This window comes from Dyella sp. (assembly GCF_035503745.1).
Classification (GTDB): Bacteria; Pseudomonadota; Gammaproteobacteria; order Xanthomonadales; family Rhodanobacteraceae; genus Dyella_B.
Genome location: NZ_DATJTC010000043.1, coordinates 107,889 through 132,146 on the forward strand (window position 1 = coordinate 107,889; position 24,258 = coordinate 132,146).

The following is a 24,258-nucleotide window of genomic DNA, read 5'->3' on the forward strand; positions in this document are numbered from 1 at the left end:
GGTTCGATGAGCGGCGAGCGGAAGGCACCACTTTCCATCCGTGAGCTGCTGCTACCTGCGCTGGGTGCCATCCTGCTGCTGCTGGGTGTGGGCCTGGTCGCGGTCACCGAGAAGGGACATATCGATTACCGCACGCAGATGAAAAGGCATGGCGGCGACGTGCTGGACCTGGGCACCAACGCCCGTCCCGATTCGGACGAGCAGGGTTACATGGTGCGCGTGGTCGGTACGCTGGAAACGGTGGAGTCGCCGCTGGACCGTCAGTTCAACCAGCAGGCCAACGTGCCGGTGCTGATCCGCCACGTGCAGATGTTCCAGTGGCACGAGCAGCGCTACGGCGGTCCGGCGTCCTACGAAATGGACTGGGAAGACAAACCGATCGATTCCAGCCAGTTCGAACATCCCGAAGGACACGCCAATCCGGGCGCCTTTGCGATCCAGAGTGCGCAGTTCGATGCCGGGTTGCTGCGTCTGGACGATTTCACGCTGTCGGCATCGCTGGTGCACGGGCTGATCGCCAACCAGCCGGTAACACCGGACCTGCGTAACCTCCCCAGCAATCTCGCTGCCAGTTTCAGTCTTTACCAGAATGCCCTGGTGACCAGCGCGGTGCCGTCCAATCCGCACGTGGGCGATCTGCGGGTCAGCTGGGAAGGCGTGCCATCGCAGGAGGTGACGATCGTGGCCAAGGTCCAGGGCCGCGAACTGGTACCCGCCAGCGATGCCGCCGATGGCGTGGGTTACGCCGTGCAGCCCGGCGATATTCCCCTGACCGATCTGTTTCCCGATCTTCCGGTGCCGTTGCCGATGGGCCTGGTATGGCTGCGGCGCCTGTTTTCGCTGCTGCTGGCCACGGCCGGCACGGCGTTGCTGGTGCGTTGGCACTACCAGCGGCTCGATCTCGTGCTGGCGCCGTCCATCGCCGTGCTGGCGATCGGCGCGGTCGTCGGCGTGCTTTGGCTGGGGCACGACAATGCGCTGGCCGGATGGTGGCTGGGCCTGGCACTGGCCGGGGTCGCCGTGACGGCCTGGCGCGTGCGGGCGCTGCAATCGCCGCCGCAGTGACGCATCGCGCGCCGGGCTTTGCCTGCGCGTTGCCCTGAGCGTGCCTGCACAAAGCCCCGTGCGTGCAGCAGTATCGCCGCCAGTCCGCTACGGGAGTCCGCCATGCCGATTCGCTTGTCGTTGGGCGTTGCCTTGTCGTGCTGCATCGCCTGGTCGGCGGCGCATGCGCAGGATCGTGCCGCGTGGAACGCGCCGCAGCAGCCGTTCAAGGTGTTCGGCAACACCTACTACGTCGGTCCGCACGGTCTGTCCTCGATCCTGGTGAAGACATCGCAAGGGCTGGTACTGATCGATGGCGCCCTGCCCGAATCGGCGCCACGCATTGAAGCGAACATTCGCGCGCTGGGCTTTCGCGTCGGCGATATTCGCTGGATTCTCAATTCGCACGCGCATTCCGACCATGCCGGCGGCATCGCCGAACTTCAGCGCGCGAGCGGCGCCCAAGTGATCGCCAGCGCCGCCGGTGCGCATGCCATGGCGCTGGGCGGTGCCGACCCTGACGATCCGCAATACGGCCTGGCGCCGACCTTTCCCCCTGTGCACCACGTTCGCGTGGTAGCGGATGGCCAAACCCTGCATCTGGGCGATGTCGCGATCACGGCGCACTACACGCCCGGCCACACGCCGGGCAGCACGTCATGGACGTGGCGCAGTTGCGAGGGCGGCGCCTGCCTGAACATCGTCTATGCCGATAGCCTCACTGCCCTGGGCAACGCGCACTACCGCTACACCGATACGCCCGCGCATCCGCATCGCGTGGAGGACTTCCGCCGTTCCATCGCAACGGTGGCGGCGTTGCCTTGCGACATCCTGCTTACGCCGCATCCCGATGCCAGCGACTTTTGGGATAAGGTGAAACAGCGTCAGGCCGGTGTGCGGCCCGACCCGTTGGTGGACCATGCCGCGTGCAGGGCGTATGCGGCGGATGCGCAAAAAGGTCTCGATGCGCGTCTTGTGAAGGAGCGCGTGTCACCGCCATGACGGCTTTAGCCGAAGATCGCGGCGTGCTCGATGAACCATAGCCCCGCAAACAGCTTCGGATCGATCGAGTAGCCCTCCGCCGCGCGCGCAAGCAGCCACGCACCGGCTTGCGTGCGCGGTACTTCGTGCACCACGATGTTCTCGCTTTCATCGCCGCCGCCGTCGCCGATCTTTTCCAGGTCATGGGCGCGCACGAAAGCAATGATTTCGCTGCTCATGCCCGATGACGAGGGTCCTTCGTGCACAAAGCTCACGCGTGCGCAGCGATAACCGGTTTCTTCTTCCAGTTCGCGTTGCGCGGCCAGCAAGGCGCTTTCGTCCTGGCTGCCGGCAAGATCGCCGACGAGGCCGGCCGGCATTTCGATGGTGAATTGCTGTACTGCGACGCGGTATTGCTCCACGAACAGAATCTTGTCCTCGGGCGTTACCGCCAGAATGATCACCGCACCGCCCGGGTTGTTGCGCTCGGCATATTCCCAGCGGCCGCGGCGGCGCAGCGAAAGCCAGCGTCCTTCGTGCAGCGTTTGCGGGGGCGATTGGGCGTCTGCGGGGATGCGGTCCGTATGCGTCATGTTCCGATAGCCTGTGGATAAAGAGGGTGGTGATCGATGAACGCCATGGTCGCTAAGCGTCGTTGAGCGTGCGCAGGCGGCTGCGCGTAAGCGGCCCGAAACGAAGCTGCTCGCACAGCGCTTCGAGTTCGGTGCCGCCGCGCTGGCGTTGCAGGGCGTCGGCGGTGTCGCTGACCGGAGCGTCCAGCGCGATGCGGGTGAGCCGTCGATACAATCGCGCCGACTCGCCATGCTCTTTAAGTTTTGCCGCGCAGCTGGCCGCGCCGCGCAGGCGCAGGAACGGCACTTCGTCGATGCGTCCGAGCAATTCGTCCAGGCTGCCGAAATGCGCCAGCAGCGCCGCGGCGGTCTTGGCGCCGACGCCCGGCACGCCGGGAATGTTGTCCACCGCATCGCCGCATAGCGCGAGAAAATCGGCAACCTGTTCCGGATGCACGCCGAGCCGTTCGAATACCCCGGCCGGACCCCAACGCAGATTGCGTGCGAAGTCCCATTGTTCGTCGTGTTCGCCCAGCAGCTGGCCGAAATCCTTGTCGGCCGACACGATCACGCTACGAAAGCCGCGACCGCGCAAATGCCACAGCGTACTGCCGATCAAATCGTCCGCCTCATAGCTGTGATCGATCATCACGCGCACGCCAAGTGCCTGGGTGACGGCGCGGCATAACACAAACTGCCGCTCCAGATCCGGGGGCGGCAGCTCGCGATTGGCCTTGTACGCAGGATAGATCGCGTTGCGGAACGAGGTGGTGAGCGAGGCATCGAAAGCCACCGCCAGATGCGTGGGGCGTTCGCGCTCCAGCAACTCGCACAGGAAGCGTGTGTAGCCGTGCACCGCATTGACCGGGTGGCCGTCGGCATCGTGGAATTGGTCAGGCATCGAATGCCAGGCGCGAAAAACGTACAAGCTGCCGTCGATCAGGTGCGCGGTGGGTCGGCCGGTGGTTTTCACGAACTCATGCCTTCCACGACGACAACAGATCCTTGAGCGCCGGGCGGTCGCGATCGGGAATCTCCGTCTGCGGCGTGCCCAGGTGCACGAAGCCGATGACGCATTCGTTGGCGGTAAGTTTCAGCAGCGCGGCCACGTCCTCGTCGTAGGCCGCCCAGCCGGTGAGCCACTGCGCGCCGAACCCCAGCGCGTACGCGCCGAGCAGAATGTTGTAGGCGACGTTGCCGGCGCACAGTTTCTGTTCGATGTGGGGAATGCCGGCATCGTCGTTGAGCCGCGCGACCACCACCATCACCAGCGGTGCGAAGGTGTAGCGCAGACGTTCCTTCTCGCGCTTGGATTCGGGCAGGTCCGGATCGCGGCGGATGGCGCGCTCGGCGAGCTGCGCGCCAAACTTCAGTTTGTCCTCGCCGCGCAGCTCGATCAGCCGGAACGGTACCAGCTTGCCGTGGTCGGGCACGCGGATGGCCGCTTCCAGCAAGGCGTGCAGGGTGGCCGTGTCGGGAGCGGGTTCGCCGAGCTGGCGCGAAGGCGCGGAATGGCGTTGTTGCAACAGGGAAAGCGCGTCGGACATGGCGGGGAGGGTAGGGGAAAGCGCCTATCCTACAACCGGCCGTGCTGCCTGCACGCCTGGCCGCCAGAGCCGCGCGCGGCGCTGGCCTCAGCGCGCGTGCGCCAGCCGGAAGCTATCGGGCAGCAACGCATCGACCGTGGTCAAGCGTGTGTCGCCGGCAAGATTGGCCAGCAACACCGGCATCGACGGAGCGCAAAGTTCCCACAACACCTGGCGGCAGGCGCCGCACGGCGAGACCGGTTCCGGCGTATCGGCGATGATGGCGATCGCGCTGAAATCGCCGGGCTGGCATCCGGCGGCGATGGCGCCGAAAAGTGCCGTGCGCTCCGCGCAATTGCACAGGCCGTACGCGGCGTTTTCCACGTTGCAGCCGGAGAACTGGCGCCCGTCGCGCGTTTCCAGCGCCGCGCCGACCTGGAAGCGGGAATAGGGCGCGTAGGCGCGTTCGCGCGCGGCGCGGGCCAGGTTCAACAGGGTGGCGCTAACGGCTTGTTCGCTCATCGGGGGCTCCGTCGCTGTCCCCGGGTGGGCCGGTCAGTTTAGGGCCTGTTTACCCTATGGGCGTAGCCCGTGTTGCGTTTGAGTGGCTGCCAGGTGGCCATTCAAACGCAACACGGGCTACGCCCATAGGGTAAGCGAGCCCTGACGGGGTTCGCCCGGCCGGACGCATCGGCTAGGATTCGACAACTGCTCCGCTGGGGATGGCCGATGTCGATCACGGTGTCTGCGTTGCGTGAAACCGTCGCCGGAGAACGGCGCGTGGCGATCACGCCCGAAGTGGCAAAGAAGCTGCGCGGCATAGGCGCGCGCGTGCTGCTTGAGCACGGCGCGGGTGCGAGCGCCGGATTCCCCGATGCCAGTTACGCCGATGCGCAGTTTGCCGATGCGGCCCAGGTGATCGCCCAGGCCGACCTGCTGGCCTGCGTGGTGCCGCCCCAGGATGCCGTGCTCGCCGGCCTGCGCGAAGGAGCCATGGTGGTCGGCCAACTGCGTCCGCATGGCGCGGCCGAGCGCATCGCGCTACTGGCACAACGCAAGTTGACTTCTTTTTCGTTGGAATTGCTTCCGCGCACGACACGCGCGCAAGCGATGGACGTGCTCAGTTCGCAGGCGGCGGTGGCCGGCTATCGCGCGATGTTGATCGCGGCGGAGAACGCGCCGAAGTTTTTCCCGATGTTGACCACCGCGGCCGGCACCATCCGACCCTCGCGCGTGCTGGTGATCGGTGCGGGCGTGGCGGGTCTGCAGGCGATCGCCACCGCGCGGCGCCTGGGCGCGCAGATCGAGGGCTACGACGTGCGTCCGGAGACGCGTGAGCAGGTCGAATCGCTCGGCGCGAAATTTCTCGAACTGGGCGTCAGTGCCGCCGGCAGCGGCGGTTACGCGCGCGAACTCACCGCCGAAGAACGCGCCGCGCAGCAGCAAGCGCTGGCCGATCACCTGAAGGCGTTCGATGTGGTCGTCAGCACCGCCGCGGTGCCGGGCCGTCCTGCGCCCAAAATCATCAGCGCCGCGATGGTGGAGGGTATGAAACCCGGCGCCCTGGTCGTGGACTTGGCCGCCGAAAGCGGCGGCAATTGCCAGCTGACGCGCCCGGGCGAACGCGTGCAGCATGGCGAGGTAACGATTCTGGGCCCGCTGAACCTGGCCGCGGGCGCGCCGCTGCATGCATCGGAAATGTATGCGCGCAACATCTACAACTTCGCCCAACTGCTGATACGCGAGGGCGCGTTGCAGCCGGACTTCAACGACGAACTGGTCGCGAAAAGTTGCCTGACCCGCCAGGGCGAGGTGGTATTGCAGGGTTGAATGTTCGCTGTTAAGTGTTCACACCCGCCGCGCGCGCAGGGCGCGGCGACGCTTTTCCCATCGGCCGGTACGCATTGACCGGGAAGCCGAACCTCGCCGGGCGATCAGCGCCCGGGCATGCCGAAGGCGTGCTTGGCGGGCAAGGTGGAATTGGGCCCCATGTGTTGCAGCCAGCGCTGCCGTTCCTCGGGGCTTTGCTGCTGCCACTGGCGGCGTAGCGCTTCGCGCTGCGCGGGCGGCAGTTGCTGGAAGCGCTGGAAGGCATCGTGCAACTGCTGCTGTTTGGCCGGCGGCAGTGTTTCGTAGAGGTGCTGGTTACGCCGTGCCTGCTGGCGTTGTTCGGGCGTCATTTGCTGCCAGCGTTCGAGGTTGGCCTTGATTTCCTGCTGGCGTTCCGGGGGCAGCCTGCTCCAGTCCTGGGCGCGTTCAAGCATGTGCTCCTGCCGCTTGGGCGGGAGTGTGTCCCACTGGCCTTGCAGCGGGCTAAGCATGTTCTGCTGGGCGGGCGAGAGGCTGTTCCACGGGTGCGGGACGGGCGAATTCTGCGCGTACAGCGGCGCCCCGGCCAGCAGGCCGATCAGCAGGGCGGTTAGCAGGGGCAGGCGAAGTGGTCGTGGCAGCATGGATCAGTTTTTGCGCTGCTGGCCGTTGTTTTGATTGGCGGCCAGCCAGCTGTAGAAATCGAGGTTCTGGTAAAGGCCAGGATCGCCGTTCTCAGCACCCGGTGGAAGTTCGTTGTCGGTCTCGGCGGCCGTGGCCATGGCGGGCGTGGCGCCATTGGCCGGCGGCTTGGGCGTCGGCTGCCAGATCATCAGTGCGGCCAGGGCCATGGCGGCCAGTGCGCCGACCGGTAGCAGCACGCGTGCACGGTGGTGCGTCGCAGCGTGCCCGGTGGCAGCCTGCAAGGCGGTGCGGCGTGCGGCGCGCAGGCGTCCGGCGGTGGCCGGATCCAGGTGCTGGACCGCTTCGTGGTATAGCGCGCGGGCGCGCTTTTCCAATGATTTGTCGGACGAGTTCATCGCCACTCCTCCAGTTCTTCGCGCAGATGCTGCATCGCACGCGAAAGATGTGTTTTTACGCTGCCCTCCGAGCAGCCCATCGCCTGGGCGGTTTCCGCCACATCCAGGCCTTCCAGCACCCGCAGCATGAACGCTTCGCGCTGCCGCCGCGGAAGCTGCTTCACGGCGGCGGCCATGTCCGCGTAGGAACGTTCGCCGTGCAGCTTTTCCAGCGGGTCCGGCCCGGTATCGGCCGGTTCCCACGCGGGCAGTTCGTCGCCCTCGTCGTCGTGGCCGCCGCCCAGCCAGCCGACCACGATGGAGCGCACCTTGCGCCGGCGCTGCAAATCCACGATGCGGCGGCGCAGGATGCCCCAGAACAGGGGCGTCCATTCCTGGGCGGGTTTGTCCCGGTAATGCTTGACCAGGCGCAGCATGGCGTCCTGCACCGCGTCCAGGGCGTCTTCGCGGTTGCCCAGGTGCATTTCGGCCATGCGGAAGGCGCGGCGCTCCATGCTTGCCAGAAACCCATCCAGCGTTGCCGGAACGGCCCTGCCTTCCTGGCTGAGCAGTTCTGCCTCGAATACCGCCGAGACGCCGCTCATGGCGCCGTTTTCCGCATCGTCAGGGCGAGCATCCCGGGGCTCCATCTGTTCGACTCTCGCCATTAACGCACCGGGCTCGCGCGGGTTGACCCACGCCCGTATGATGAGGCGGACCTAGCAGATTGGCAGGGGAAACACATGCTCGACGGGTTCCTGGCGCTTTATGTGTTTATGCTGGCCGCATTCACGGGATACGAGATCATTGCGCGGGTGCCCGTCATCTTGCACACGCCGCTGATGTCCGGCTCGAACTTCATCCACGGCATTGTGCTGGTTGGAGCCATGATTGCGCTAGGTCATGCGCACACCCCGTTCGAGATGGCCATCGGGTTCATCGGCGTCCTGCTGGGCGCCGGCAATGCCGCCGGCGGGTATGTGGTTACCGAGCGCATGCTGGAAATGTTCAAGTCCAGCAAGCCCGGCAAGGGCAACGGGGAGACCAAGTGATGGCGTGGGCCCCGACCTTGATCGACGCTTCGTATTTTCTTGCGGCCCTGTTGTTCATCCTGGGGCTCAAGCGCATGAGTTCGCCGCGCACGGCGCGCGGCGGCATCGTCTGGGCCGGATTCGGCATGCTGTTGGCGGTGCTGGCCACCCTGTTGCTGCCGGATATCGCGAACCGCGGGCTGATCATTGTCGCGGTGTTGGTCGGCGTGGCCGCGGCGTGGTGGTCCGGGCGCCGGGTGGCGATGACCGCCATGCCGCAAATGGTGGCGCTTTACAACGGCATGGGCGGCGGCGCGGCCGCGGCGATTGGCGCGGGCGAACTGGTCGCGCATGCAAGCGATTACGTGGCCGCCGCGCCGGACACCTCGCCCTTGTTGCCGGAAAGCTGGTCGGCCCTGCACGGGGCGATTGCCGTGACGCAGCTGTCGCCGGTGGCGCTGGCGCTGGGTGTGCTGGGTGCGTTGATCGGATCGGTGAGTTTTTCCGGCTCGCTGATCGCGTTCGCCAAACTGCAGGGCTGGCTGGACCGCCGCTTCGTTTTCCCCGGTCAACGCGTGTTTAACCTGCTGGTGCTGGCCGGCGCCGTGCTGATCGGCGTGATGCTGGCGCTGGGGCATGTGTATGTTGCATGGGTCGGCGCGTTCTTCGTGCTGGCTTTGTTGTTTGGCGTCATGATGACCTTGCCCATCGGCGGCGCAGACATGCCGGTGGTGATTTCGCTCTACAACGCCTTCACCGGCCTGGCCGTGGCGTTCGAGGGCTACGTGCTGCACAACGAGGCGATGATCATCGCGGGCATGGTGGTCGGCGCGGCCGGTACCTTGCTTACGCAATTGATGGCCAAGGCGATGAACCGTTCGCTGGGCAATGTGCTTTTCGGCAGCTTCGGTGCGGCGGCGGGTGTGTCGGCGCAGGAGATCGGCGGTAGTCAAAAACCGATCGAACCCGCCGATGCGGCGGTGATGATGGCTTATGCCGAGCGCGTGGTGATTGTGCCCGGCTACGGCATGGCCGTGGCGCAGGCGCAGCACAAGGTATGGGAATTTGCGCAGCTGTTGATCGCGCGCGGGGTGAAAGTGAAGTTCGCCATCCACCCGGTGGCCGGGCGCATGCCGGGGCACATGAACGTGCTGCTGGCCGAAGCGGGCGTGCCCTACGACCTGATCGCGGACATGGAAGACATCAATCCGGAATTTCCGGCGACCGACGTGGCGCTGGTGATCGGCGCCAACGACGTGGTCAATCCGCTGGCCAAGACCGATCCTTCCTCGCCGATCTACGGTATGCCGATTCTCGACGTGGCCGACGCCCGGCAGGTGATCGTGGTCAAGCGCGGCAAGGGCACGGGGTTTGCAGGCATCGAGAACGCGCTGTTCTATGCCGACAACGCGCGCATGCTCTATGGCGATGGCCAGGCGGCGGCAGGACAGTTGGTGTCCGAGCTGAAAACGCTCGACACCTGATTCGTCAGCGCTTGCGCGTGGCCGGGCGCAGGCTGACTAAGGTCGCGACCGCCAGGCCCGCCACGTCCCAGAAGATATCGGCCTGCGTGGATTTCATGCGGGCCAGTTCCAGCAGCATCGAATAACCGGCCGTGCGCATGGTTTCGGCCAAGCCCAGGCCCATCATCGCCGCGATCTGTGCGGCCACGGTGAGCACGCGCACGTATACGCATGCCAGCGCGGTGGCCAGCCAGGCGAGCAGCAACACATTCCACTTGCGGCCATGCACCCAGCGGCCGATCGCCAGGGCAAGTATCCATCCGGCCAGCAGCGCCAGTTCCGGCAGAGGGCGGCGCAGCATGACCATGGGCACCAGCCACAGGGCGCCGGCGGCCAGTCCCAGCATCAGCGCGCAAATCAGCGCGAAGATTTCTCCCAGCACACGCTGCAGCATCATGGCTGGCCGAAAGGGGTGATGGGGGGCACGGTTACGCTCCGGTCCTGCTGGCAAAGCGCGCATCTTAGCGTGAGACGCCGGGATTTCTCCCCCTGGCCGCCCTTGAGATCGGCCGGCTTCAACCTGATCTGGAGGACAAGGCCCACGGGCGGCCGGCATAATAGCGGACCGGCATCTGGCCGGATGGCCCACCACGATCCCTTGAGATGGCATGAGCGGTTTCAGTCTTAGCAGCGAACCCTTCACCCTGGAGCGAGACTGCAACGCGGTCATGGTGCCCCAGGGCGAAAGCGTGACTTTGCCGGCCGGCCAGGTCGGCTATATCACACAGGCGCTCGGCGGAAGTTTCACGGTTTACGTGGAAGGCAATCTGTTCCGTATCGCCGGCAACGACGCCGACGCGCTGGGCAAGGAGCCGCCGCCCCCGCTCGAGCTGGCTGAGGACGCCAGCGATGCCGATGTCGAAAAACTGGTGTGGCAGCAGCTGCGCACGGTGTTCGATCCGGAAATTCCGATCAACGTAGTCGAACTGGGATTGGTCTACGACGTGAGTCTGGAGTCCACCGCGCCCGACCAGCGCAAGGTCTACGTAAAGATGACACTGACCGCCCCAGGCTGTGGCATGGGCGACGTATTGATCGACGATGCGCGCACCAAGCTGGAACTTATTCCCACCGTGGCCGAAGCGGATGTGGACTTGGTGTTCGATCCGCCGTGGAATCATTCGATGATGTCGGAAGCGGCCAAGCTCGAAACCGGCATGCTTTAAGCGCTCCGAAGGGGCCGCTGCACCCTTGCGTGGATCGAGGCGAGCCGGTTGGCGCGGCTCGTGCCGCTGCGGGCATCGAGGCGCCGTTAATTTCCGCTGGCGTGCAGTGCGAATATTCGAACGATGTTCGTGTGACGATCGAAGTTCAGCGAAAAGTTCGGTGACCGGTGCGTGGAATAGATCGGCGCACGCTTAAGGTGCGCCGACAATTTCCTCGAAGCGATTGGCGTCGCGATTCTTGCGCACCTTGGCCGGGTCCCACACGCGACCGTTCATGGTGATGTAGACGCCATCGGGCAAGGTTTGTACGGCGGCGACCGCGCACCCGATGTTGAACACCGCATCCGAGCCCTGGAAGCGCGCAGGATTAAGCGCGCCGGTGAGCACGATCACCTTGCCCTTGATCGTGGCCAGCTCCCGGGCGGTTTCCACCATGGTGTCGGTGCCGTGCGTCACCAGCACGTGGCGATGCGGTTGCGCCTCGATGGCCGAGCGGATCAGCGCGCGGTCCTCGGCGTTGATGTGCAGGCTGTCCTTGCGCAGGATCGGGATCACGTCGAATTGGAATGCCACGCCGAGCTGGCCGAGGATGTCCCCGATCTGCGGCGCGCCGATCTTGTAGTCGGACTTGTCGTCGAAGTAGATCTTGTCGATGGTGCCGCCGGTGGTGACGATGGTCAGATGCTGCATGGTGGTCGGGGTGCCATGGGAGTGAGCGGGCATTTTAACCGCAGAGCGCTCCGGCGCGGCCCTTCATTCAAGCAGCAGCCGCGTGTCCTCGCCATGGATGTCGGACAGGCGCAACAGACCGTGGCCAAGAAAGCGCCGCAGGGCGGCGGCGGGGCGTTCGTCGCCGCGCGAGGACGACCAGGCCGCCTGGCGCGCCAGCAAGGCGGCCGCCGCGCAGCGCACCAGTGTGGTGGCGATGCCGCGGGCGCCGGCCTCCAGTGCGTTGCGTTCCGTTTTCTGCGGGTCCATGTGCGTGGCCGCCGCGTCGAGGGCGGCGTGGATCGCGAACGAAGCCTGGGCGTTGTGGGCTTCGCCTAGCCAGCCGGCGATCACCTTGCGTAGCGCGGCCAAGCTGTTGTTGCCGGCCAAGGCGCGCAGGCTGTCCAGCGAAAGGACGTTGGTGGTGCCCTCCCAGATCGCGTACACCTGGGCATCGCGCAGCAGCTGCGGCAGGCCGGTGTCCTCGATGTAGCCGGCGCCGCCGAAGCATTCCAGCGCTTCGGAGCACAGGCTCACCGCCATTTTGCCGGTCCACAGTTTGGCCAGCGGCGTAAGCAGGCGTAGCGAGGCGGTTTCCTGCAGCGTGGCCACCTTTTGTTCCACGCGCCCGAGCAGGTAGGCCACTTCGAAAGCCAGGGCAAACGCGCCTTCGAATTCGGCCTGCATGTCGGCCAGTGTCTGCGCGTGCAGCGGCTGTTCGATCAGGCGACGGCCAAAGGCTTGCCGCCGCGCGGCATAGTCGCGTGCCAGCGCGATCGCGCGGGCCATGCTGGCCACGGCGCAGATCGCATTCCAGGTGCGGGTGACGTTGAGCATCGGGGCCACTTGCCGCACGCCGTGCGCGAGTTCGCCAAGCGGCCATGCCGGCAGGCCATCGAGATGGATCTCGGCGGTGGGCAGTTCGTGCGTGCCGAGTTTGTCTTTCAGGCGATCGATGATCAGCTCGGGCTTGCGCTCGGCGCCGTTCATCGTCTCCACGTAGAACAGCGCCAGCGCCGCGGTGCCGCTGCCGGCGCCCTCGGGACGGGCCAGCGCCAGCGCCGCCTCGCCGACCACGGCCGAACTGAACCACTTGCGGCCGTACAGGCGCCATTGGCCGGCGGCATCCTGTGCGGCCACGGTTTCGGTGTTGCCCACATCCGAGCCGCCCGCGTTCTCGGTCATCCATTGGCCCGAAAGCCAGAATTGGCTGGCATCGCGACTGAGCAAATGCGGCAGCGCGCGTTCGATCAGCGCTTTGTTGCCCGATGTTTTCAGCGCCGTCGCCGCGCCATCGGTCATTGCCAGGGGACAGGTATAGAACTCGCTGGCGATGTGATAGACGTAGACACGCGCAAATTCCTCCAGGCGCGCATGCTCGTGCTGCTCGTGGCCGGCGGCGAGAATGGCGTGGCGTGTCGTCAGCTGCGGGCCTTCGGTCCACGCGCGGGTCAGTTCGATGCGATCGACGCGGCGTCCCCAGGCATCCCATTGCGTCAGCACCGGTTTCTGGCGCGCGCTGCGGGCGCTGCGTTCGAACGCCATTTGCGCGTAATCGCCCAGCGCATCGAGATCGGCATCCAGCGCGGCCCGGCGCTTGGATGGAAAGATTCTGTCGAGCAACGCCGTCAACAGCCGGTCGTTGCGATGCGGATGAGCCAGTTGCGGAGCGTCTTGCAGAAATCCCATAGGGCACCTCGCCAAGCCTCTTGGCGAGTATAGGCACAGGCGTGTCCAGTGCGGATAACGGCGGCGATCCGCTAGCATGGGCGATCCGATGTAGGAGACAGGATGATGCGGTTTTCCCAGGCCCTGGATAGCGTTCGCCGCGATGGCGATACATGGATCGCCTCGGTCGGCGAGGACTGGCTGCAAGGCCGCAGTGCATTCGGCGGCATCCAGGCGGCGCTGGCGCTGCGGGCGATGCGCGATCTGGTGCCGGCCGGTACGCCGCTGCGCAGCCTGCAGGTTGCCTTCCTCGCGCCGGTGCCGGCGGGCGATGTGCGGATCGCGGCGAGTGTCTTGCGCCAGGGTAAAAACGTCAGCCAAGTGGAAGCCAGGCTGATCGACGGCGACGAAACGGTTTGCGTGGTGATCGGCGTGTTCGGCACGCCGCGCGCTTCCAAGCTGCATCTGCTGCCTGCGCAACCGGCGGTGCAGGCGATGCCCACGCCGCACGTGCTGCGTTACGTGCCGGGGCTGTTGCCGGAGTTCACCCAGCATTTTCACGCGCGTTGGCTTCAGGGCGATGTGCCGTTCTCCGGCAGCACCCAGACCGAACAAGTCGTCGATATCTCACTCAAGGACGATGGGGTTGCGGACGAAACGCACGTGGTCGCGTTCGCCGACTTTATTCCGCCGGTGGCACTGTCCATGCTCGATCAACCGGCGCCAGGCAGTTCCCTGACCTGGATGCTGGAGCTGTTGGCCGACCCGCGCGGATGGCCGTTGAATGGCTGGCGTATCGACGCGCAACTGCAGGCGGCGCAGGATGGCTACACCAGCCAGCAGGTGATGCTGTGGGGGCCCGGCGGCGAACCTGCCGCATTGAGCCGCCAGAGCATGGTGGTGTTCGGTTAGCCGGCGCCCGTGGCCGATTTGCGTTTCACGCCCGCGCCGAGCGTGCCGATCAGCAGCAGCGTTAGAAACACTTCAAGCAGCGCCAGCCAGCGCTCCTGTGCCGAGCTCCAGCTTTCGGCAACGCCATGGCAAAAATAAAACAAACTTAAGATACCCACCCAAAGCAGCGCGCGACGCATGTTGCGCAGCGCGAGCAAGGGCAGCAGCAGGGGCATCACTGCGATGGCGAGCGCCGCGGCCATGGGTATGTGTTGTGGCGGAAACATCCAGGCATACCACACGCATTGCAGCGCGATCAGCGCCATCCACGTGAACAGGCCGATGCGATCGACTGCCGCAAGCGGCGCGCGCATCATGGCGCCGCCAGCTTGCGCGCGGCGTCGGCAAGGCGCCTGCCCAGTGCGCGGGCCAGCTCGCGTTCGTGTTCGGTGATGGCGTTGTCGCCCTTGGGGCCGGCGACATGGCTGGCGCCATAGGGCGTGCCGCCGCTCAGCGTGCTGGTGAGGGCAGGCTCGGTATAGGGAAGGCCCAGCAGCAACATGCCGTGGTGGAGCAGCGGCAGCGCCATGCTCAGCAAGGTCGACTCCTGCCCGCCATGCATGGTGCTGGTGGCGGTGAACACGGCCGCGGGTTTGCCCGCCAGCGTGCCGCTCGCCCATTCGGCGCCGGTGCCGTCGAGGAAGTGCTTCAACGGCGCGGCCATGTTGCCGAAGCGGGTGGGACTGCCCAGCGCCAGGCCCGAACATTCGTGCAGGTCCTGGCGGGTGACGTACGGCGCACCCTCCTCAGGCTCGGGCGGTTGGGCCTGTTCGGTGACAGGCGCCACCGGGGGCACCTGGCGCAGGCGCGCACGTGCGCCGGGTACTTCCTCCACGCCCCGCGCAATCAGGCGGGCCAGTTGGGCGGTGTGGCCGTTGCGGCTGTAGTACAGCACCAGGATGTCATTCATGCGTTTGGGCGGTTAAGACTGGATGGGTTAGTGTACGTGCGACACCAGGGATGTTGATATGAACCTGCGCTTCAACCGGGATCGCACCCTCACCTTCGGCCATTTTCTCTGGCAGCGCTTTCTCAACGACAAGTGCTTCGAGACGGCCGGCGCGTTGTCCTACACCACGCTGGTGTCGCTGGTGCCGCTCACCGTGGCCGTGTTGGCGATGTTCGCGGCCTTCCCGATGTTCGAGGAGGCGCGCGATACGCTGATCAATTTCGTCTTCAGCAACTTTGTGCCGGCCGCGGGCGAAACAGTACAGAAAGCGCTGCTGGATTTCGCCTCCAACGCGCGCAAGCTCACCGGCATCAGCATCCTGGTGATGCTGTTCAGTGCCGTGTCGATGATGAACAGCATCGAGGATCGGCTCAACCGCATCTGGCAGGTGCGCAACCACCGGCCATGGGGGCCGCGCCTGTTGCTGTATTGGGCGGCGCTGACCCTGGGGCCGATCCTGGTGGTCGGCGGCATCGCCGTGACCTCCTACGTGGCCGCGGTGCCGATGCTCCGCGATGCGCGCGATCAACTGGGCATCGGGCAGCAATTGCTCAAGGCGCTGCCGTTCGTGGTGACCTACCTGACGTTGTGGCTGCTCTACACCACCGTGCCCAATCGCCGCGTCAACAAGCGCGACACGGCGATCGGCGCCTTGCTGGGGGCAATCTTGTTCGAACTGGCACGCTGGATGTTCACGCATTATGTCCAGCATGCGCAGAACTACCAGCAGATCTACGGCGCGCTGGCGATCGTTCCGCTGCTGCTGTTGTGGATCTACCTGTCGTGGGTGATCGTGATTCTCTGCGCGTCGGTGGCTGCCTCGGTGTCGGCATTCGAATATCAGGCGCCTTGCGATGTGCTGCCGGAGGGTTCGGAATTTCTTGCCCTGCTGGTGGTGTTGCGCCACTTCGTCGACGCGCAGCGCAACGGAGTAGCGCTGGATCCCGCTACCGTGCGGATGGCCGAACCGTGCCTGCGCAGCGAATCGATCGCAGCTTATTTCGAAGCGCTCGCGCGCGCCGATTTGATTCACCGCCGCGAATCAGGAGGCTGGATGCTGGCGCGTAGCCTGGACAGCACCGATTTGCTGCGTGTGTACTCGCGCAGTGGATACCCGCTGCCGCTCAACCCGGTGCAACAGGCCGCGGCGTCGCGCATCGAGTTGCCGCCGGAGCTTCTTTCGGTGCTCGACGAGCTGGCCCGTTCCATCGATACGACCTTGGGCACGCGGCTGGACAAGGTTTATCCTGTACGGACCCCGCCCATTGTCCCGTCCCCGGAATCCGAATGATGAAGTTGCCGCGTTTATCCATGCTCCTGGCGCTGCTGGCCGCTTGCGCGCTGTCCGCGCCGGCCTGGGCCGCCATGCCCGCACAGCCCACGTTGAAAGTCACCACGCTCGACGGCAAGCCCTATGATCTGGCAGCGCAGCGCGGGCATTGGGTGATCGTCAACTTCTGGGCGACCTGGTGCGGGCCCTGCATCAAGGAAATTCCCGGCATCGCCCATTTCGTTGCCACGCATCCGAATGTGCGCGCGATCGGCATTGCCTATGAAGACACCGAGCCGTCGGACATTCGCGCGTTTCTGGCCAAGCACCCGGTCACTTATCCCATCGCGCAAGTCACCATGGACAAGCCGTTGAAGGATTTCGACGAACCGCTCGGCTTGCCGACCACCTGGCTGATCGGCCCGGACGGCAAGGTCGCCAAACATTTCACGGGCCCGATCACGGCCACCGATCTGGCCGCCGCGATCGGGCATTAAGCGCATGAACGGCGCGCGTTTCCATGTGAGTGGCCGCGTGCAGGGCGTGTTTTTTCGCGCAAGCACGCGCCGGGAAGCGTTGCGGCTCGGCCTGCGCGGCTATGCGCGAAACCTCGCCGATGGCGGGGTCGAAGTTATCGCTTGCGGTACGCCGGAGGCACTGGGCGAGCTGGAGCAATGGCTGTGGCAGGGACCACCCGCGGCGCGGGTGGAGAAGGTTGTGCGCGGCGACTACACCGACACGGTGGCCGACGGATTCGACGTTTCCTGAGCGAAGCTGCCCGTTAAATCACGCGTGTTGGCGCTGCGCGCCGTCAACGATTCAAGCCGGCTAGTTCCCGCTGCAGCATTTCCATGCGTTGGGCGCAGTGCTGCGCCGGCTTGCTTATGGGCATGCCGCTGCGAAACGCTATAAATCGACGTCCGTCGGTGGGCGGCCGATGCGATGGCGGGCGCTGATCGCGCGCACCGCGCGGCGAAAGTCGCGCGCGAAGCCTTGCATGTCAAACAGCGCGTTGTGCGTGCGCTGCTGGGTGATGTGGTGGCGCAGTGTCGCCAGGGCGTGGGTGTCGTTGCCCAGTGCGGTGGCCATGCCGATAAAGGATACGTTGTCGCCCGTGATGAGCTCGGGCAGGCCCAGTTGCTGCAGCATGCTGGTGACGGTGCGTCCGGCGAAGGTGTCGCCGGTGCGCGTCAGCACCGGACAGCCGGCCCAGATCGCATCGGCGGCGGCCGCGCGCGCGTTGATCGGAAGCGCGTCCAGGTACAAATCCACGTGCGCATAGCGGGCAAGGTAATCGGCGTAGGGCATGTGCGGCATGAACACCATGCGCTCGGGGGCAACCTCGAGCGCGCCGGCGGCGGCACGCAGGCGCTCGTTGGTATCGGCCGGCCCGCTCAGCAGCCACAGCACGCTGCGCGGCACCTGCTTGAGAATCAGCATGCAGCGTGCGAACACCGCCGGATTGATGGCGTAGGTCTCCTGGAAACAGGCGAACACCACGCCTTGCGCCGGCAGGCCGCAGGTGTCTCGCGGGGGCGGTTTGCCGATGTGGCGGGTTGGATCGTTCGGTTGCGGGCAGCGCGGCAGGCGAATCACTTTTTCGCTCACGTGCTCGCGCAGTGCGGGCGGCAGCGTGGCGGCGTCGGACAGCACGTAGTCCATCCACGGTGCGCCGGAACTGCCCGCGAAACCCAGCCAGCTCACTTGCACGGGTGCGGCGCGCAGCGACATCAACTGGGCATTGCCGCGTCCGCGATAGCCACCGAGATCGAAAAGAATCTCGATGGCGGTGCCGTGAATGAGGCTGGCGATCTGCGCATGCGTCAGCGCCGAGACATCATGCAGCGTTGCGGCGGCGCCAAGGCGGCGCCGCACTTCGCCGCCGTCGTCGGGCGTCAGCGCGAACAGATGGACGTCCAGATCGCTGTCGGCCAGCGCCTCGATCAAGGCGACCACGTGTTGGCCGACGGCCATCTCGTGGAAGCCTTCGGAAAGCATGCCCACGCGGATCGGGGCATCAGGAAGCGGCATGGCATGACGTAAATTCAGGTGCTGGCGCAACGCGCCGGTTTGCCGCTCGACTTGTGCGGCGAAGGTACGTGCGCAGCGCAGTTGCAGTGCGGCGTCGGCATCTTCGGCGAGGAAGGCGAAAGGATGCGGGCCCGGCTCGTCCCGCATCACGGCATGGGCAACCTGCTCGCTCAGCGCGTCGATTCCATGCCAGCGGCACAGCCTGCGGCGCACGAACAGCAACTGGCTCGCCACGGCGGCCGAATCGGGCGCGCGCGCCAGCGCTTGGGTGAATGCGTGGTCGGTGCCCGGCAGATCGCCCGCTTCGTCCAGCATCAGCGCCGCCTGGTACATGTGTTGCGCGTTGGCGGGTGCCAGCTTGCCTGCCTGCAGCAGGGAGGCCGCCGCTTCCTGTGGGCGGCGCTGCATGTGCACGACGTGGGCGAGCATGGCGTGCGCGACATCGGAGGACGGTTCGCGCTGCAAGGCTTCGCGCACCTGCGCTTCGGCTTGCGGCAAGCGGCCCAGCGCCACTTCGGCGGCAGCCAGGTTGAGCCGGATGGTGGCCTGTTGCGGCAGGTTTTTCACGACTAGGGCGAACGCATCGCGCGCCTGTGCGTGCTGGCCGGCGGCCATGTAGGCCAGGCCCAGGTTGTGCAGCACGGCGGGGTGCTGCGGCGCCTGGGCCCGTGCCTTTTGCAGGCGCTCGATGGCTGCCTGAAGCCGGCCTTCGGTCAGCGCCAGGCTGGCCAGTTGGCATTGCAGATCGATATTGCCGGGCGCCAGTTCCGCGGCGCGGCTCAAGGCGATCTGCGCTTCACGGCGGCGATCCAGTTGCAGCAGCGCCATGCCGTGCAGGCGAATCAACTCCGATGCCACCGGGAACACGCGCCGGGCCAGGGTGGCGGCCTGGGCGGCTTCCTCGTAGGCGCCTTGCTGCAGCAGCTCGTTGAGCTTGCGCAGCACGGCGGCGAGATCGGTGGGCTGGGTTTGGTTCATTAGCCACAAACGAGTAGGTGAAAATGGTACGGCACTCGAATGCCTGGCGTCCGCCGCCATCCGATGGCCGGAAGGTGGTGGCGTGAGATGCTTCGAGGATCCCCTTGGCCCTAGCGTACCGCGACTGCGGGGCGCGGTTGTTGCTCAGGTGCTCGCCAGCGATTTCAGCTCGTCGGCCTGGTGTTCGCGGGTCAGTGCGTCGAGCAGTTCGTCCAGGTCGCCCTGCATGATCTCCGGCAAGCGGTGCAGGTCCAGTCCGATGCGGTGGTCGGTGACCAGGTTGTCCTTGTAGCGGTAGGTGCGGATGCGCTGGCTGCGGTCGCCCGTGCCCACTTGCAGGCGCCGCGACTGGGCCTGTTCGGCGGCCTGTTTGGACTGCGCCTCGTCGAGCAGGCGGGCCTTGAGCAGGCTCATGGCACGGGCGCGGTTCTTGTGCTGGCTGCGCTCGTCCTGGCATTCGACCACGATGCCGCTGGGCAGGTGGGTGATGCGGATGGCCGAGTCGGTCTTGTTGACGTGTTGGCCGCCCGCGCCGGAGGAGCGGAAAGTGTCGATCTTGAGGTCCGCCGGGGAGAGCTCGATGTCCTGGATCTGGTCAAGCTCCGGCAGCACCGCCACGGTGGCGGTGGAGGTGTGCACGCGGCCTTGCGACTCGGTCACCGGCACGCGCTTGACGCAATGCACGCCCGATTCGAACTTCAACCGCGAGAACGCGCCCTTGCCCTCGATGAGGGCGACGATTTCCTTGTAGCCGCCGTGTTCGCCTGGGTTTTCGCTCAGCACCTGCACTTGCCAGCGCTGCCGTTCGGCGTAGCGCGCGTACATGCGAAACAGGTCGCCGGCGAAAATCGCCGCTTCGTCGCCGCCAGAGCCGGCGCGCACCTCCAGGAACAGGTTGGCCTCGTCGCGCGGGTCTTTGGGAATCAGCAGCCACTGCAGCTGGCCGTCCAATTCGGTACCGCGCGATTCCAGCCGGGCGATGTCGTCGGCGGCCATGTCGCGCAGCTCCGGATCGTCGAGCATGGCGCGCGCATCGGCCAGCTCGCGCTCCAGCCGCGCCTGTTCGCCCATCGCCAGGGCGACGGGTTCGAGCTGCGCGTATTCGCGCGACAGTTCGCGGAAGCGCTGGGTATCGGCAAGCACGTCGGGCTGGCCTAGCAGCAAGCCGATTTCCTCGTGGCGTTCGGCGATGGCTTGGAGTTTTCTGCGGATGGATGGCGTCATCGACGAGAGCGGCAGGCAAGGGGGTGATCGAGCGGCCCATGATAAAGGGCGATGGACGATTCGGTCCGGCTACTCTTCGTCCGCCTGGGGCTTTTCGTCGAGTCGGTACAGGCGGCCGGCGGCGTGCAGCAGGTCGTGATCGCCGCTCAGCGCCGCCTCGCGCAGGCGTGCGCTGGGATGGTGCAGCAGCTTGTTGGTAAGCGTGTTGGCAAGGAACGCCAGCGCTTCCTCCGGCGATTTGCCCCGCGCGAGCATGGCGCGCGCCTTCTCCAGCACCTGGTCGCGATAGACCTCGGCGTGCTGGCGAAGATCCATGGCCGGATTTTTCACTGTCAGCGCACGTCGCCACGCCATGTAGCGTTCCACTTGCAGATCGATGATCGCATCGGCCTCGCGCGCAGCGTTCTCGCGCGAACGGCGGTTGTCGTCGATCACCTGGCGCAGGTCGTCGATGCCGTAGAGGTAGACGTCGCCCAGTTCGCCGACGGCCGGCTCGATGTCGCGCGGCACGGCGATGTCGACCATGAACATCGGCTTGCGCCGACGCGCCGCGATGGCTTTTTCCACCATGGCGCGGGTGAGCACGGGCTGGCGTGCGGCGGTGGAGGAAATGACGATGTCGGCCTCGGCCAGATGCTGGGGGAGGTCGGACAGGGCAACGGCATAGCCGCCATGGCGGCTGGCCAGTTCCTGTGCATTTTCCAGCGTGCGGTTGGCGACGATCAGGCGGCGGACCTGTTTCTCGGCCAGATGCCTGACCGCCAGTTCGATCGTATCGCCGGCGCCGATCAAGAGCACGCAGGCCTGTCGCAAATCGGTAAAGACGCGCTCGGCCAGGCGCACCGCCGTGAACGCCACCGAGACGGTATGCGCACCGATGCGCGTATCTGTACGCACGCGCTTGGCCACCGCGAAAGTGTGTTGCAGCAGACGGTCCAGCGGTGTTTTCAACGCGTTGGCGTCGCGTGCCTGCTGGTAGGCGTCTTTCACCTGGCCGAGAATCTGCGGTTCGCCCAGCACCATCGAGTCGAGGCCGGTGGCGACTCGAAACATATGCCTCACGGCCGCTTCGTCATCATGGCGGTAGAGGAACTCGTCCAGCTTGCCGGCAGTCAAACGATGATGACGATTGAGCCATTCCTGCGGCACGCCCTCGGCGCCTTCCGTTACGCTGACGTAAAGCTCGGTGCGGTTGCAGGTGGAAAGGATCATCGCTTCGTCGATGCCCGGCTGGTTGGCCAGGTCGCGCAACGCGGCGCCGGTCGCATCCTCATCGAACGCCACCTGTTCGCGCAGCGTAATGGGCGCGGTGAGGTGGTTGAGCCCGAGGGCGATCAGCTTCATGTCGTGATGCAAATAAGAGGCGTCGGGCGTTGGCCGGCGTAGACTACACGAGCCCGGCAGATCTGACCGGAACCGTTGGATGGATGGAGGAATAGTGTGCTGAGCGGGACGGTCAAGTTCAAGCAAGTGCGGCAGTTTGTAGCTGGCGGGTTGGTCGTGCTGAGCGTCGCCGGATGCGCCGTGTTGCCCAACCGGGCAGGTGTCGCATCCAAGGCATCGCCTCAGCCGCTGGCGCGCTTGACCGTGGCCACGCCTGACCTGGACCACGATCTGCTCGCCCAGCTGCTGGCGGGTGAATTGGCGTTGTCCCGGTCCGATCTCAAGGCCGCCTCGCAGGCTTATGGCAGGGCGATGATGCTTTCGTCCGACCCCGATGTGGCCGGCAAGTCGGCCGCGCTGGGGATTGCCATCCACGATCCGGTCGCCGCCGGCCGTGCCATCGATCGCTGGCAGGCGTTGGGTGCCTCCAAGGCGCAATTGGCCCAGGCGCGTGCCGAACTGGCGGTGGAGCAGGGTCAATCCGACGAGGCGCGCCACCAGCTGAGCCTGCTGCTGTCCAGCGGCGACAAGGAGGCCTGGCGCATGTTCGGCCGCGTGCTGATCGGCAGTCGCGATCCCGCGCTGGCGTCGAACCTGCTTCAGGCACTGGCCACCCCCGACCGCCTGCCGCCCGACCCCAAGGCGTGGCTGGCGATGAGCGAGCTGGGCGAGCAATTGGGCCGTCACGCGTATGCCGAGCAAGTGGCCGATGGCGCCATGAAGCGCTTCGGTACCGCCGAGACCTATGCTTGGGCCGCCCAGCTGAGACTCGACAACGGCGACCGCACCGGCGGTCTCAGCCTGCTGCGCCAGGCGCAGGTGAAAGACCCCGACAACATCGGGCTGCGCCTGACCTATGCGTCCCTGCTCGGCCAGGCCGGCCAATATGCGCAGGCCACCAAGCTGTTGGAAAAAGGTCCGCAGAACGCCCAGACCTATGCCATGCGCGCGGCGCTGGCCGCCAATGCCAAAGATGACAAGACGCTGGCGCAGGTGTACCAGCAGCTCTCGCATGCGCCGGCCGACGTGCGCGATGCCAGTGCCTATCTGCTGGGCCAATTGGCCGAGGTGCTCGATCACAAGGAGGAGGCGCTGAAGTGGTACGGCCAGGTTCCCGATGACGACGACCATGCCTTCGACGCCGATCTGCGCAGCGCGATCCTGCTGCAGTCGCTGGGCCGCAGCGCCGAGGCGCACCAGCAACTGGCCCAAATGCAGACCGATTACCTCGACCAGCCCGCGCAGCTGCGTCGGGCCTATGAAGTGGACGCCGATCTTTATCTGCGCGAAAAGCGCTACGGCGAAGCCACCCATGCGTTCACCCATGCGTTGCAGGTGGTGCCCGACGATCCGGATCTGCTCTACGGACGCGGGCTTGCCTACGCGGAGATCGGCAAGATCGATCTGGCCGTCGCCGATTTCCGCCACCTGCTGCAGATCAAGCCGGACGACGTCGATGCGAGCAATGCCTTGGGATTCACGCTCGCCGACGCCGATCGCGATCTCCCCGAGGCGGAAAAACTGATCGCCGCGGCACGCGCGGCCAAGCCCGACGATCCGTCCATCGCCGACTCCTGGGGCTGGCTGCAGTATCGCCTGGGCCACCTCAACGAGGCGGCGCAGATCCTGCGCGGCGCATGGCAGTCCGGCAAGGACGCCGACGTTGGCGTGCATCTGGGCGAGGTGCTGTGGAAGCAAGGGCGGCACGAACAGGCGCAGCAAATCTTCGATCAAGTGCGCCAGATGGATCCGGGCAACGTTAATCTGAAAGAAACCCTCAAGCGCCTGGAACCATGAAATCGTCCCTACGCATTCTCGCAGCGCTCGCACCGCTGCTGCTGGCCGCCTGCGCGCCCCAACAGCTTGTGCGCCATCAAGGCGATGCCGCATCGCTGGCGCAGCAGGACGCGCGCGAAAAACAATTGGCCCACGCCGACCACTGGACCTTGCAAGGCCACCTGTTCGTGTCCAACGGCCAGGACGGCAATGGCGGAACCGTCACGTGGACGCAGAACGGCGACCGCTACGAGTTCATCTTGCGCGCACCCATTACCGGCAAGAGCTTTCGCCTGACCGGCGGTCCCGACGGCGCCGAGCTGGACGGGCTCGATGGCGGCCCGCAAACCGGCCCGGACGCCGAGGCGCTGATGCGCCGCGTGCTGAACTGGGACGTTCCGCTCGGCCAATTGCGTGCATGGGTCATGGGCACACGGGCGGCGCAGGGTGGGGTGGCACAACTGAGTTTCGACGACAACCGGCTGCTGTCTTCGCTGCAACAGGATGGCTGGGACATCACCTATCCGGCCTGGGACACCACGCATCAACCGCCGCTGCCGGCCAAGGTGTTCGCCAGGAAGCCGCCTTTCATGGTGAAACTATCCATCCAGTCCTGGACGATGCAGTAAGCGCTTTGCTGCGCATGCGT

The 24,258-nt window shown here is 65.9% G+C and carries 27 protein-coding genes; 12 read left to right on the forward strand and 15 right to left on the reverse strand.

Annotated elements, in window-relative coordinates; all coding sequences use genetic code 11:
• Nucleotides 1-6 precede the first annotated feature (6 nt).
• Nucleotides 7-1,065, forward strand: a complete 1,059-nt coding sequence (locus VME63_RS16945) for a TMEM43 family protein (protein ID WP_325434535.1) — start codon at nucleotides 7-9, stop codon at nucleotides 1,063-1,065.
• A 102-nt stretch (nucleotides 1,066-1,167) separates the two neighbouring features.
• Complete coding sequence (gene bla / locus VME63_RS16950) at nucleotides 1,168-2,046, forward strand: subclass B3 metallo-beta-lactamase (RefSeq protein ID WP_325434536.1); 879 nt, start codon at nucleotides 1,168-1,170, stop codon at nucleotides 2,044-2,046.
• 5 nt (nucleotides 2,047-2,051) lie between these two features.
• Here the strand turns inward: bla and VME63_RS16955 are convergent, their stop codons facing one another.
• The 4 genes from VME63_RS16955 to cdd all read right to left on the reverse strand — a co-directional run bounded on the left by VME63_RS16955 (nucleotide 2,052) and on the right by cdd (nucleotide 4,645).
• On the reverse strand, nucleotides 2,052-2,618 hold the full coding sequence (locus tag VME63_RS16955; RefSeq protein WP_325434537.1) for an NUDIX hydrolase: 567 nt from the start codon (nucleotides 2,616-2,618) through the stop codon (nucleotides 2,052-2,054).
• Between the two features lie 52 nt (nucleotides 2,619-2,670).
• Nucleotides 2,671-3,570, reverse strand: coding sequence for a 5'-3' exonuclease (locus tag VME63_RS16960; protein WP_325434538.1), 900 nt, complete (start codon nucleotides 3,568-3,570; stop codon nucleotides 2,671-2,673).
• Between the two features lie 4 nt (nucleotides 3,571-3,574).
• Nucleotides 3,575-4,144, reverse strand: coding sequence for a nitroreductase (locus VME63_RS16965; protein WP_325434539.1), 570 nt, complete (start codon nucleotides 4,142-4,144; stop codon nucleotides 3,575-3,577).
• Nucleotides 4,145-4,231: 87 nt separating this feature from the next.
• Nucleotides 4,232-4,645: a cytidine deaminase gene (gene cdd, locus VME63_RS16970; protein WP_325434540.1), complete on the reverse strand. Its 414-nt coding sequence runs from the start codon at nucleotides 4,643-4,645 to the stop codon at nucleotides 4,232-4,234.
• Between the two features lie 207 nt (nucleotides 4,646-4,852).
• Between cdd and VME63_RS16975 the strand changes: the two genes are divergently transcribed.
• Nucleotides 4,853-5,953, forward strand: a complete 1,101-nt coding sequence (locus VME63_RS16975) for an NAD(P) transhydrogenase subunit alpha (protein WP_325434541.1) — start codon at nucleotides 4,853-4,855, stop codon at nucleotides 5,951-5,953.
• Between the two features lie 104 nt (nucleotides 5,954-6,057).
• Here the strand turns inward: VME63_RS16975 and VME63_RS16980 are convergent, their stop codons facing one another.
• The 3 genes from VME63_RS16980 to VME63_RS16990 are packed head-to-tail and all read right to left on the reverse strand — an operon-like array spanning nucleotide 6,058 to nucleotide 7,556.
• Complete coding sequence (locus tag VME63_RS16980; protein ID WP_325434542.1) at nucleotides 6,058-6,576, reverse strand: DUF3106 domain-containing protein; 519 nt, start codon at nucleotides 6,574-6,576, stop codon at nucleotides 6,058-6,060.
• A gap of 3 nt (nucleotides 6,577-6,579) precedes the next feature.
• On the reverse strand, nucleotides 6,580-6,972 hold the full coding sequence (locus VME63_RS16985) for a hypothetical protein (protein WP_325434543.1): 393 nt from the start codon (nucleotides 6,970-6,972) through the stop codon (nucleotides 6,580-6,582).
• Nucleotides 6,969-7,556, reverse strand: a complete 588-nt coding sequence (locus VME63_RS16990) for an RNA polymerase sigma factor (protein WP_325434544.1) — start codon at nucleotides 7,554-7,556, stop codon at nucleotides 6,969-6,971. The genes VME63_RS16985 and VME63_RS16990 overlap by 4 nt, the downstream gene beginning before the upstream one ends.
• A gap of 138 nt (nucleotides 7,557-7,694) precedes the next feature.
• On the opposite strand from VME63_RS16990, the gene VME63_RS16995 reads away from it, so the two are divergent.
• On the forward strand, nucleotides 7,695-8,003 hold the full coding sequence (locus tag VME63_RS16995) for an NAD(P) transhydrogenase subunit alpha (protein ID WP_325434545.1): 309 nt from the start codon (nucleotides 7,695-7,697) through the stop codon (nucleotides 8,001-8,003).
• Entirely contained in the window at nucleotides 8,003-9,466 is a 1,464-nt protein-coding gene (locus VME63_RS17000) for an NAD(P)(+) transhydrogenase (Re/Si-specific) subunit beta (RefSeq protein WP_325434546.1), read from the forward strand. The genes VME63_RS16995 and VME63_RS17000 overlap by 1 nt, the downstream gene beginning before the upstream one ends.
• 4 nt (nucleotides 9,467-9,470) lie before the next feature.
• Here VME63_RS17000 and VME63_RS17005 read toward each other — a convergent pair whose 3' ends face one another.
• Nucleotides 9,471-9,902, reverse strand: coding sequence for a hypothetical protein (locus VME63_RS17005; RefSeq protein ID WP_325434547.1), 432 nt, complete (start codon nucleotides 9,900-9,902; stop codon nucleotides 9,471-9,473).
• A gap of 211 nt (nucleotides 9,903-10,113) precedes the next feature.
• On the opposite strand from VME63_RS17005, the gene sufT reads away from it, so the two are divergent.
• Nucleotides 10,114-10,671: a putative Fe-S cluster assembly protein SufT gene (gene sufT, locus VME63_RS17010; RefSeq protein WP_325434548.1), complete on the forward strand. Its 558-nt coding sequence runs from the start codon at nucleotides 10,114-10,116 to the stop codon at nucleotides 10,669-10,671.
• Between the two features lie 192 nt (nucleotides 10,672-10,863).
• Here sufT and VME63_RS17015 read toward each other — a convergent pair whose 3' ends face one another.
• Nucleotides 10,864-11,361: an asparaginase domain-containing protein gene (locus VME63_RS17015; RefSeq protein WP_325434574.1), complete on the reverse strand. Its 498-nt coding sequence runs from the start codon at nucleotides 11,359-11,361 to the stop codon at nucleotides 10,864-10,866.
• Nucleotides 11,362-11,424: 63 nt separating this feature from the next.
• Nucleotides 11,425-13,068 (reverse strand): acyl-CoA dehydrogenase family protein, encoded by a 1,644-nt coding sequence (locus tag VME63_RS17020; RefSeq protein ID WP_325434549.1) that lies wholly within the window; start codon nucleotides 13,066-13,068, stop codon nucleotides 11,425-11,427.
• Nucleotides 13,069-13,170: 102 nt separating this feature from the next.
• On the opposite strand from VME63_RS17020, the gene VME63_RS17025 reads away from it, so the two are divergent.
• Nucleotides 13,171-13,959: a thioesterase family protein gene (locus VME63_RS17025; protein ID WP_325434550.1), complete on the forward strand. Its 789-nt coding sequence runs from the start codon at nucleotides 13,171-13,173 to the stop codon at nucleotides 13,957-13,959.
• Here the strand turns inward: VME63_RS17025 and VME63_RS17030 are convergent.
• Nucleotides 13,956-14,312, reverse strand: a complete 357-nt coding sequence (locus VME63_RS17030) for a DUF2069 domain-containing protein (RefSeq protein ID WP_325434576.1) — start codon at nucleotides 14,310-14,312, stop codon at nucleotides 13,956-13,958. The genes VME63_RS17025 and VME63_RS17030 overlap by 4 nt on opposite strands.
• Nucleotides 14,312-14,908, reverse strand: a complete 597-nt coding sequence (gene wrbA, locus VME63_RS17035) for an NAD(P)H:quinone oxidoreductase (RefSeq protein ID WP_325434551.1) — start codon at nucleotides 14,906-14,908, stop codon at nucleotides 14,312-14,314. The genes VME63_RS17030 and wrbA overlap by 1 nt, the downstream gene beginning before the upstream one ends.
• A 58-nt stretch (nucleotides 14,909-14,966) precedes the next feature.
• On the opposite strand from wrbA, the gene VME63_RS17040 reads away from it, so the two are divergent.
• Genes VME63_RS17040 through VME63_RS17050 form a run of 3 tightly spaced genes read left to right on the forward strand, consistent with a single transcriptional unit; the run spans nucleotide 14,967 to nucleotide 16,985 of the window.
• Nucleotides 14,967-16,238: a YihY family inner membrane protein gene (locus VME63_RS17040; RefSeq protein ID WP_325434552.1), complete on the forward strand. Its 1,272-nt coding sequence runs from the start codon at nucleotides 14,967-14,969 to the stop codon at nucleotides 16,236-16,238.
• Entirely contained in the window at nucleotides 16,238-16,714 is a 477-nt protein-coding gene (locus VME63_RS17045; protein ID WP_414648285.1) for a TlpA family protein disulfide reductase, read from the forward strand. The genes VME63_RS17040 and VME63_RS17045 overlap by 1 nt, the downstream gene beginning before the upstream one ends.
• Nucleotides 16,715-16,718: 4 nt before the next feature.
• A complete protein-coding gene (locus VME63_RS17050; protein ID WP_325434554.1) occupies nucleotides 16,719-16,985 on the forward strand; it encodes an acylphosphatase in 267 nt (88 codons plus the stop codon).
• A 138-nt stretch (nucleotides 16,986-17,123) separates the two neighbouring features.
• On the opposite strand, the gene VME63_RS17055 is transcribed toward VME63_RS17050, so the two are convergent.
• From VME63_RS17055 to hemA, 3 genes are all read right to left on the reverse strand, one after another.
• Nucleotides 17,124-19,226, reverse strand: a complete 2,103-nt coding sequence (locus VME63_RS17055; RefSeq protein ID WP_325434555.1) for a tetratricopeptide repeat protein — start codon at nucleotides 19,224-19,226, stop codon at nucleotides 17,124-17,126.
• A 144-nt stretch (nucleotides 19,227-19,370) separates the two neighbouring features.
• Nucleotides 19,371-20,450, reverse strand: coding sequence for a peptide chain release factor 1 (gene prfA, locus VME63_RS17060; RefSeq protein WP_325434556.1), 1,080 nt, complete (start codon nucleotides 20,448-20,450; stop codon nucleotides 19,371-19,373).
• A 69-nt stretch (nucleotides 20,451-20,519) separates the two neighbouring features.
• Nucleotides 20,520-21,794 (reverse strand): glutamyl-tRNA reductase, encoded by a 1,275-nt coding sequence (hemA, locus tag VME63_RS17065; RefSeq protein ID WP_325434557.1) that lies wholly within the window; start codon nucleotides 21,792-21,794, stop codon nucleotides 20,520-20,522.
• A gap of 96 nt (nucleotides 21,795-21,890) precedes the next feature.
• Between hemA and VME63_RS17070 the strand changes: the two genes are divergently transcribed.
• Nucleotides 21,891-23,630 carry a tetratricopeptide repeat protein gene (locus VME63_RS17070; RefSeq protein ID WP_325434558.1) on the forward strand — a complete coding sequence of 580 codons (1,740 nt, stop codon included), beginning with the start codon at nucleotides 21,891-21,893 and terminating at the stop codon, nucleotides 23,628-23,630.
• Nucleotides 23,627-24,238, forward strand: a complete 612-nt coding sequence (gene lolB / locus VME63_RS17075; RefSeq protein WP_325434559.1) for a lipoprotein insertase outer membrane protein LolB — start codon at nucleotides 23,627-23,629, stop codon at nucleotides 24,236-24,238. The genes VME63_RS17070 and lolB overlap by 4 nt, the downstream gene beginning before the upstream one ends.
• Nucleotides 24,239-24,258: the final 20 nt, after the last annotated feature.

Coding starts and splice junctions, on each gene's coding strand:
- prfA (WP_325434556.1), bottom strand. CDS start 20,450: ATGACGCCATCCATCCGCAGAAAACTCCAAGCCATCGCCGAACGCCAC.
- VME63_RS17040 (WP_325434552.1), top strand. CDS start 14,967: ATGAACCTGCGCTTCAACCGGGATCGCACCCTCACCTTCGGCCATTTT.
- VME63_RS17050 (WP_325434554.1), top strand. CDS start 16,719: ATGAACGGCGCGCGTTTCCATGTGAGTGGCCGCGTGCAGGGCGTGTTT.
- VME63_RS17045 (WP_414648285.1), top strand. CDS start 16,238: ATGAAGTTGCCGCGTTTATCCATGCTCCTGGCGCTGCTGGCCGCTTGC.
- VME63_RS16990 (WP_325434544.1), bottom strand. CDS start 7,556: ATGAGCGGCGTCTCGGCGGTATTCGAGGCAGAACTGCTCAGCCAGGAA.
- VME63_RS17020 (WP_325434549.1), bottom strand. CDS start 13,068: ATGGGATTTCTGCAAGACGCTCCGCAACTGGCTCATCCGCATCGCAAC.
- VME63_RS16995 (WP_325434545.1), top strand. CDS start 7,695: ATGCTCGACGGGTTCCTGGCGCTTTATGTGTTTATGCTGGCCGCATTC.
- VME63_RS17005 (WP_325434547.1), bottom strand. CDS start 9,902: ATGATGCTGCAGCGTGTGCTGGGAGAAATCTTCGCGCTGATTTGCGCG.
- VME63_RS17000 (WP_325434546.1), top strand. CDS start 8,003: ATGGCGTGGGCCCCGACCTTGATCGACGCTTCGTATTTTCTTGCGGCC.
- VME63_RS16975 (WP_325434541.1), top strand. CDS start 4,853: ATGTCGATCACGGTGTCTGCGTTGCGTGAAACCGTCGCCGGAGAACGG.
- lolB (WP_325434559.1), top strand. CDS start 23,627: ATGAAATCGTCCCTACGCATTCTCGCAGCGCTCGCACCGCTGCTGCTG.
- sufT (WP_325434548.1), top strand. CDS start 10,114: ATGAGCGGTTTCAGTCTTAGCAGCGAACCCTTCACCCTGGAGCGAGAC.
- VME63_RS17055 (WP_325434555.1), bottom strand. CDS start 19,226: ATGAACCAAACCCAGCCCACCGATCTCGCCGCCGTGCTGCGCAAGCTC.
- VME63_RS17025 (WP_325434550.1), top strand. CDS start 13,171: ATGATGCGGTTTTCCCAGGCCCTGGATAGCGTTCGCCGCGATGGCGAT.
- VME63_RS16985 (WP_325434543.1), bottom strand. CDS start 6,972: ATGAACTCGTCCGACAAATCATTGGAAAAGCGCGCCCGCGCGCTATAC.
- VME63_RS16980 (WP_325434542.1), bottom strand. CDS start 6,576: ATGCTGCCACGACCACTTCGCCTGCCCCTGCTAACCGCCCTGCTGATC.
- bla (WP_325434536.1), top strand. CDS start 1,168: ATGCCGATTCGCTTGTCGTTGGGCGTTGCCTTGTCGTGCTGCATCGCC.
- hemA (WP_325434557.1), bottom strand. CDS start 21,794: ATGAAGCTGATCGCCCTCGGGCTCAACCACCTCACCGCGCCCATTACG.
- VME63_RS16955 (WP_325434537.1), bottom strand. CDS start 2,618: ATGACGCATACGGACCGCATCCCCGCAGACGCCCAATCGCCCCCGCAA.
- cdd (WP_325434540.1), bottom strand. CDS start 4,645: ATGAGCGAACAAGCCGTTAGCGCCACCCTGTTGAACCTGGCCCGCGCC.
- VME63_RS16945 (WP_325434535.1), top strand. CDS start 7: ATGAGCGGCGAGCGGAAGGCACCACTTTCCATCCGTGAGCTGCTGCTA.
- wrbA (WP_325434551.1), bottom strand. CDS start 14,908: ATGAATGACATCCTGGTGCTGTACTACAGCCGCAACGGCCACACCGCC.
- VME63_RS16965 (WP_325434539.1), bottom strand. CDS start 4,144: ATGTCCGACGCGCTTTCCCTGTTGCAACAACGCCATTCCGCGCCTTCG.
- VME63_RS17015 (WP_325434574.1), bottom strand. CDS start 11,361: ATGCAGCATCTGACCATCGTCACCACCGGCGGCACCATCGACAAGATC.
- VME63_RS17030 (WP_325434576.1), bottom strand. CDS start 14,312: ATGCGCGCGCCGCTTGCGGCAGTCGATCGCATCGGCCTGTTCACGTGG.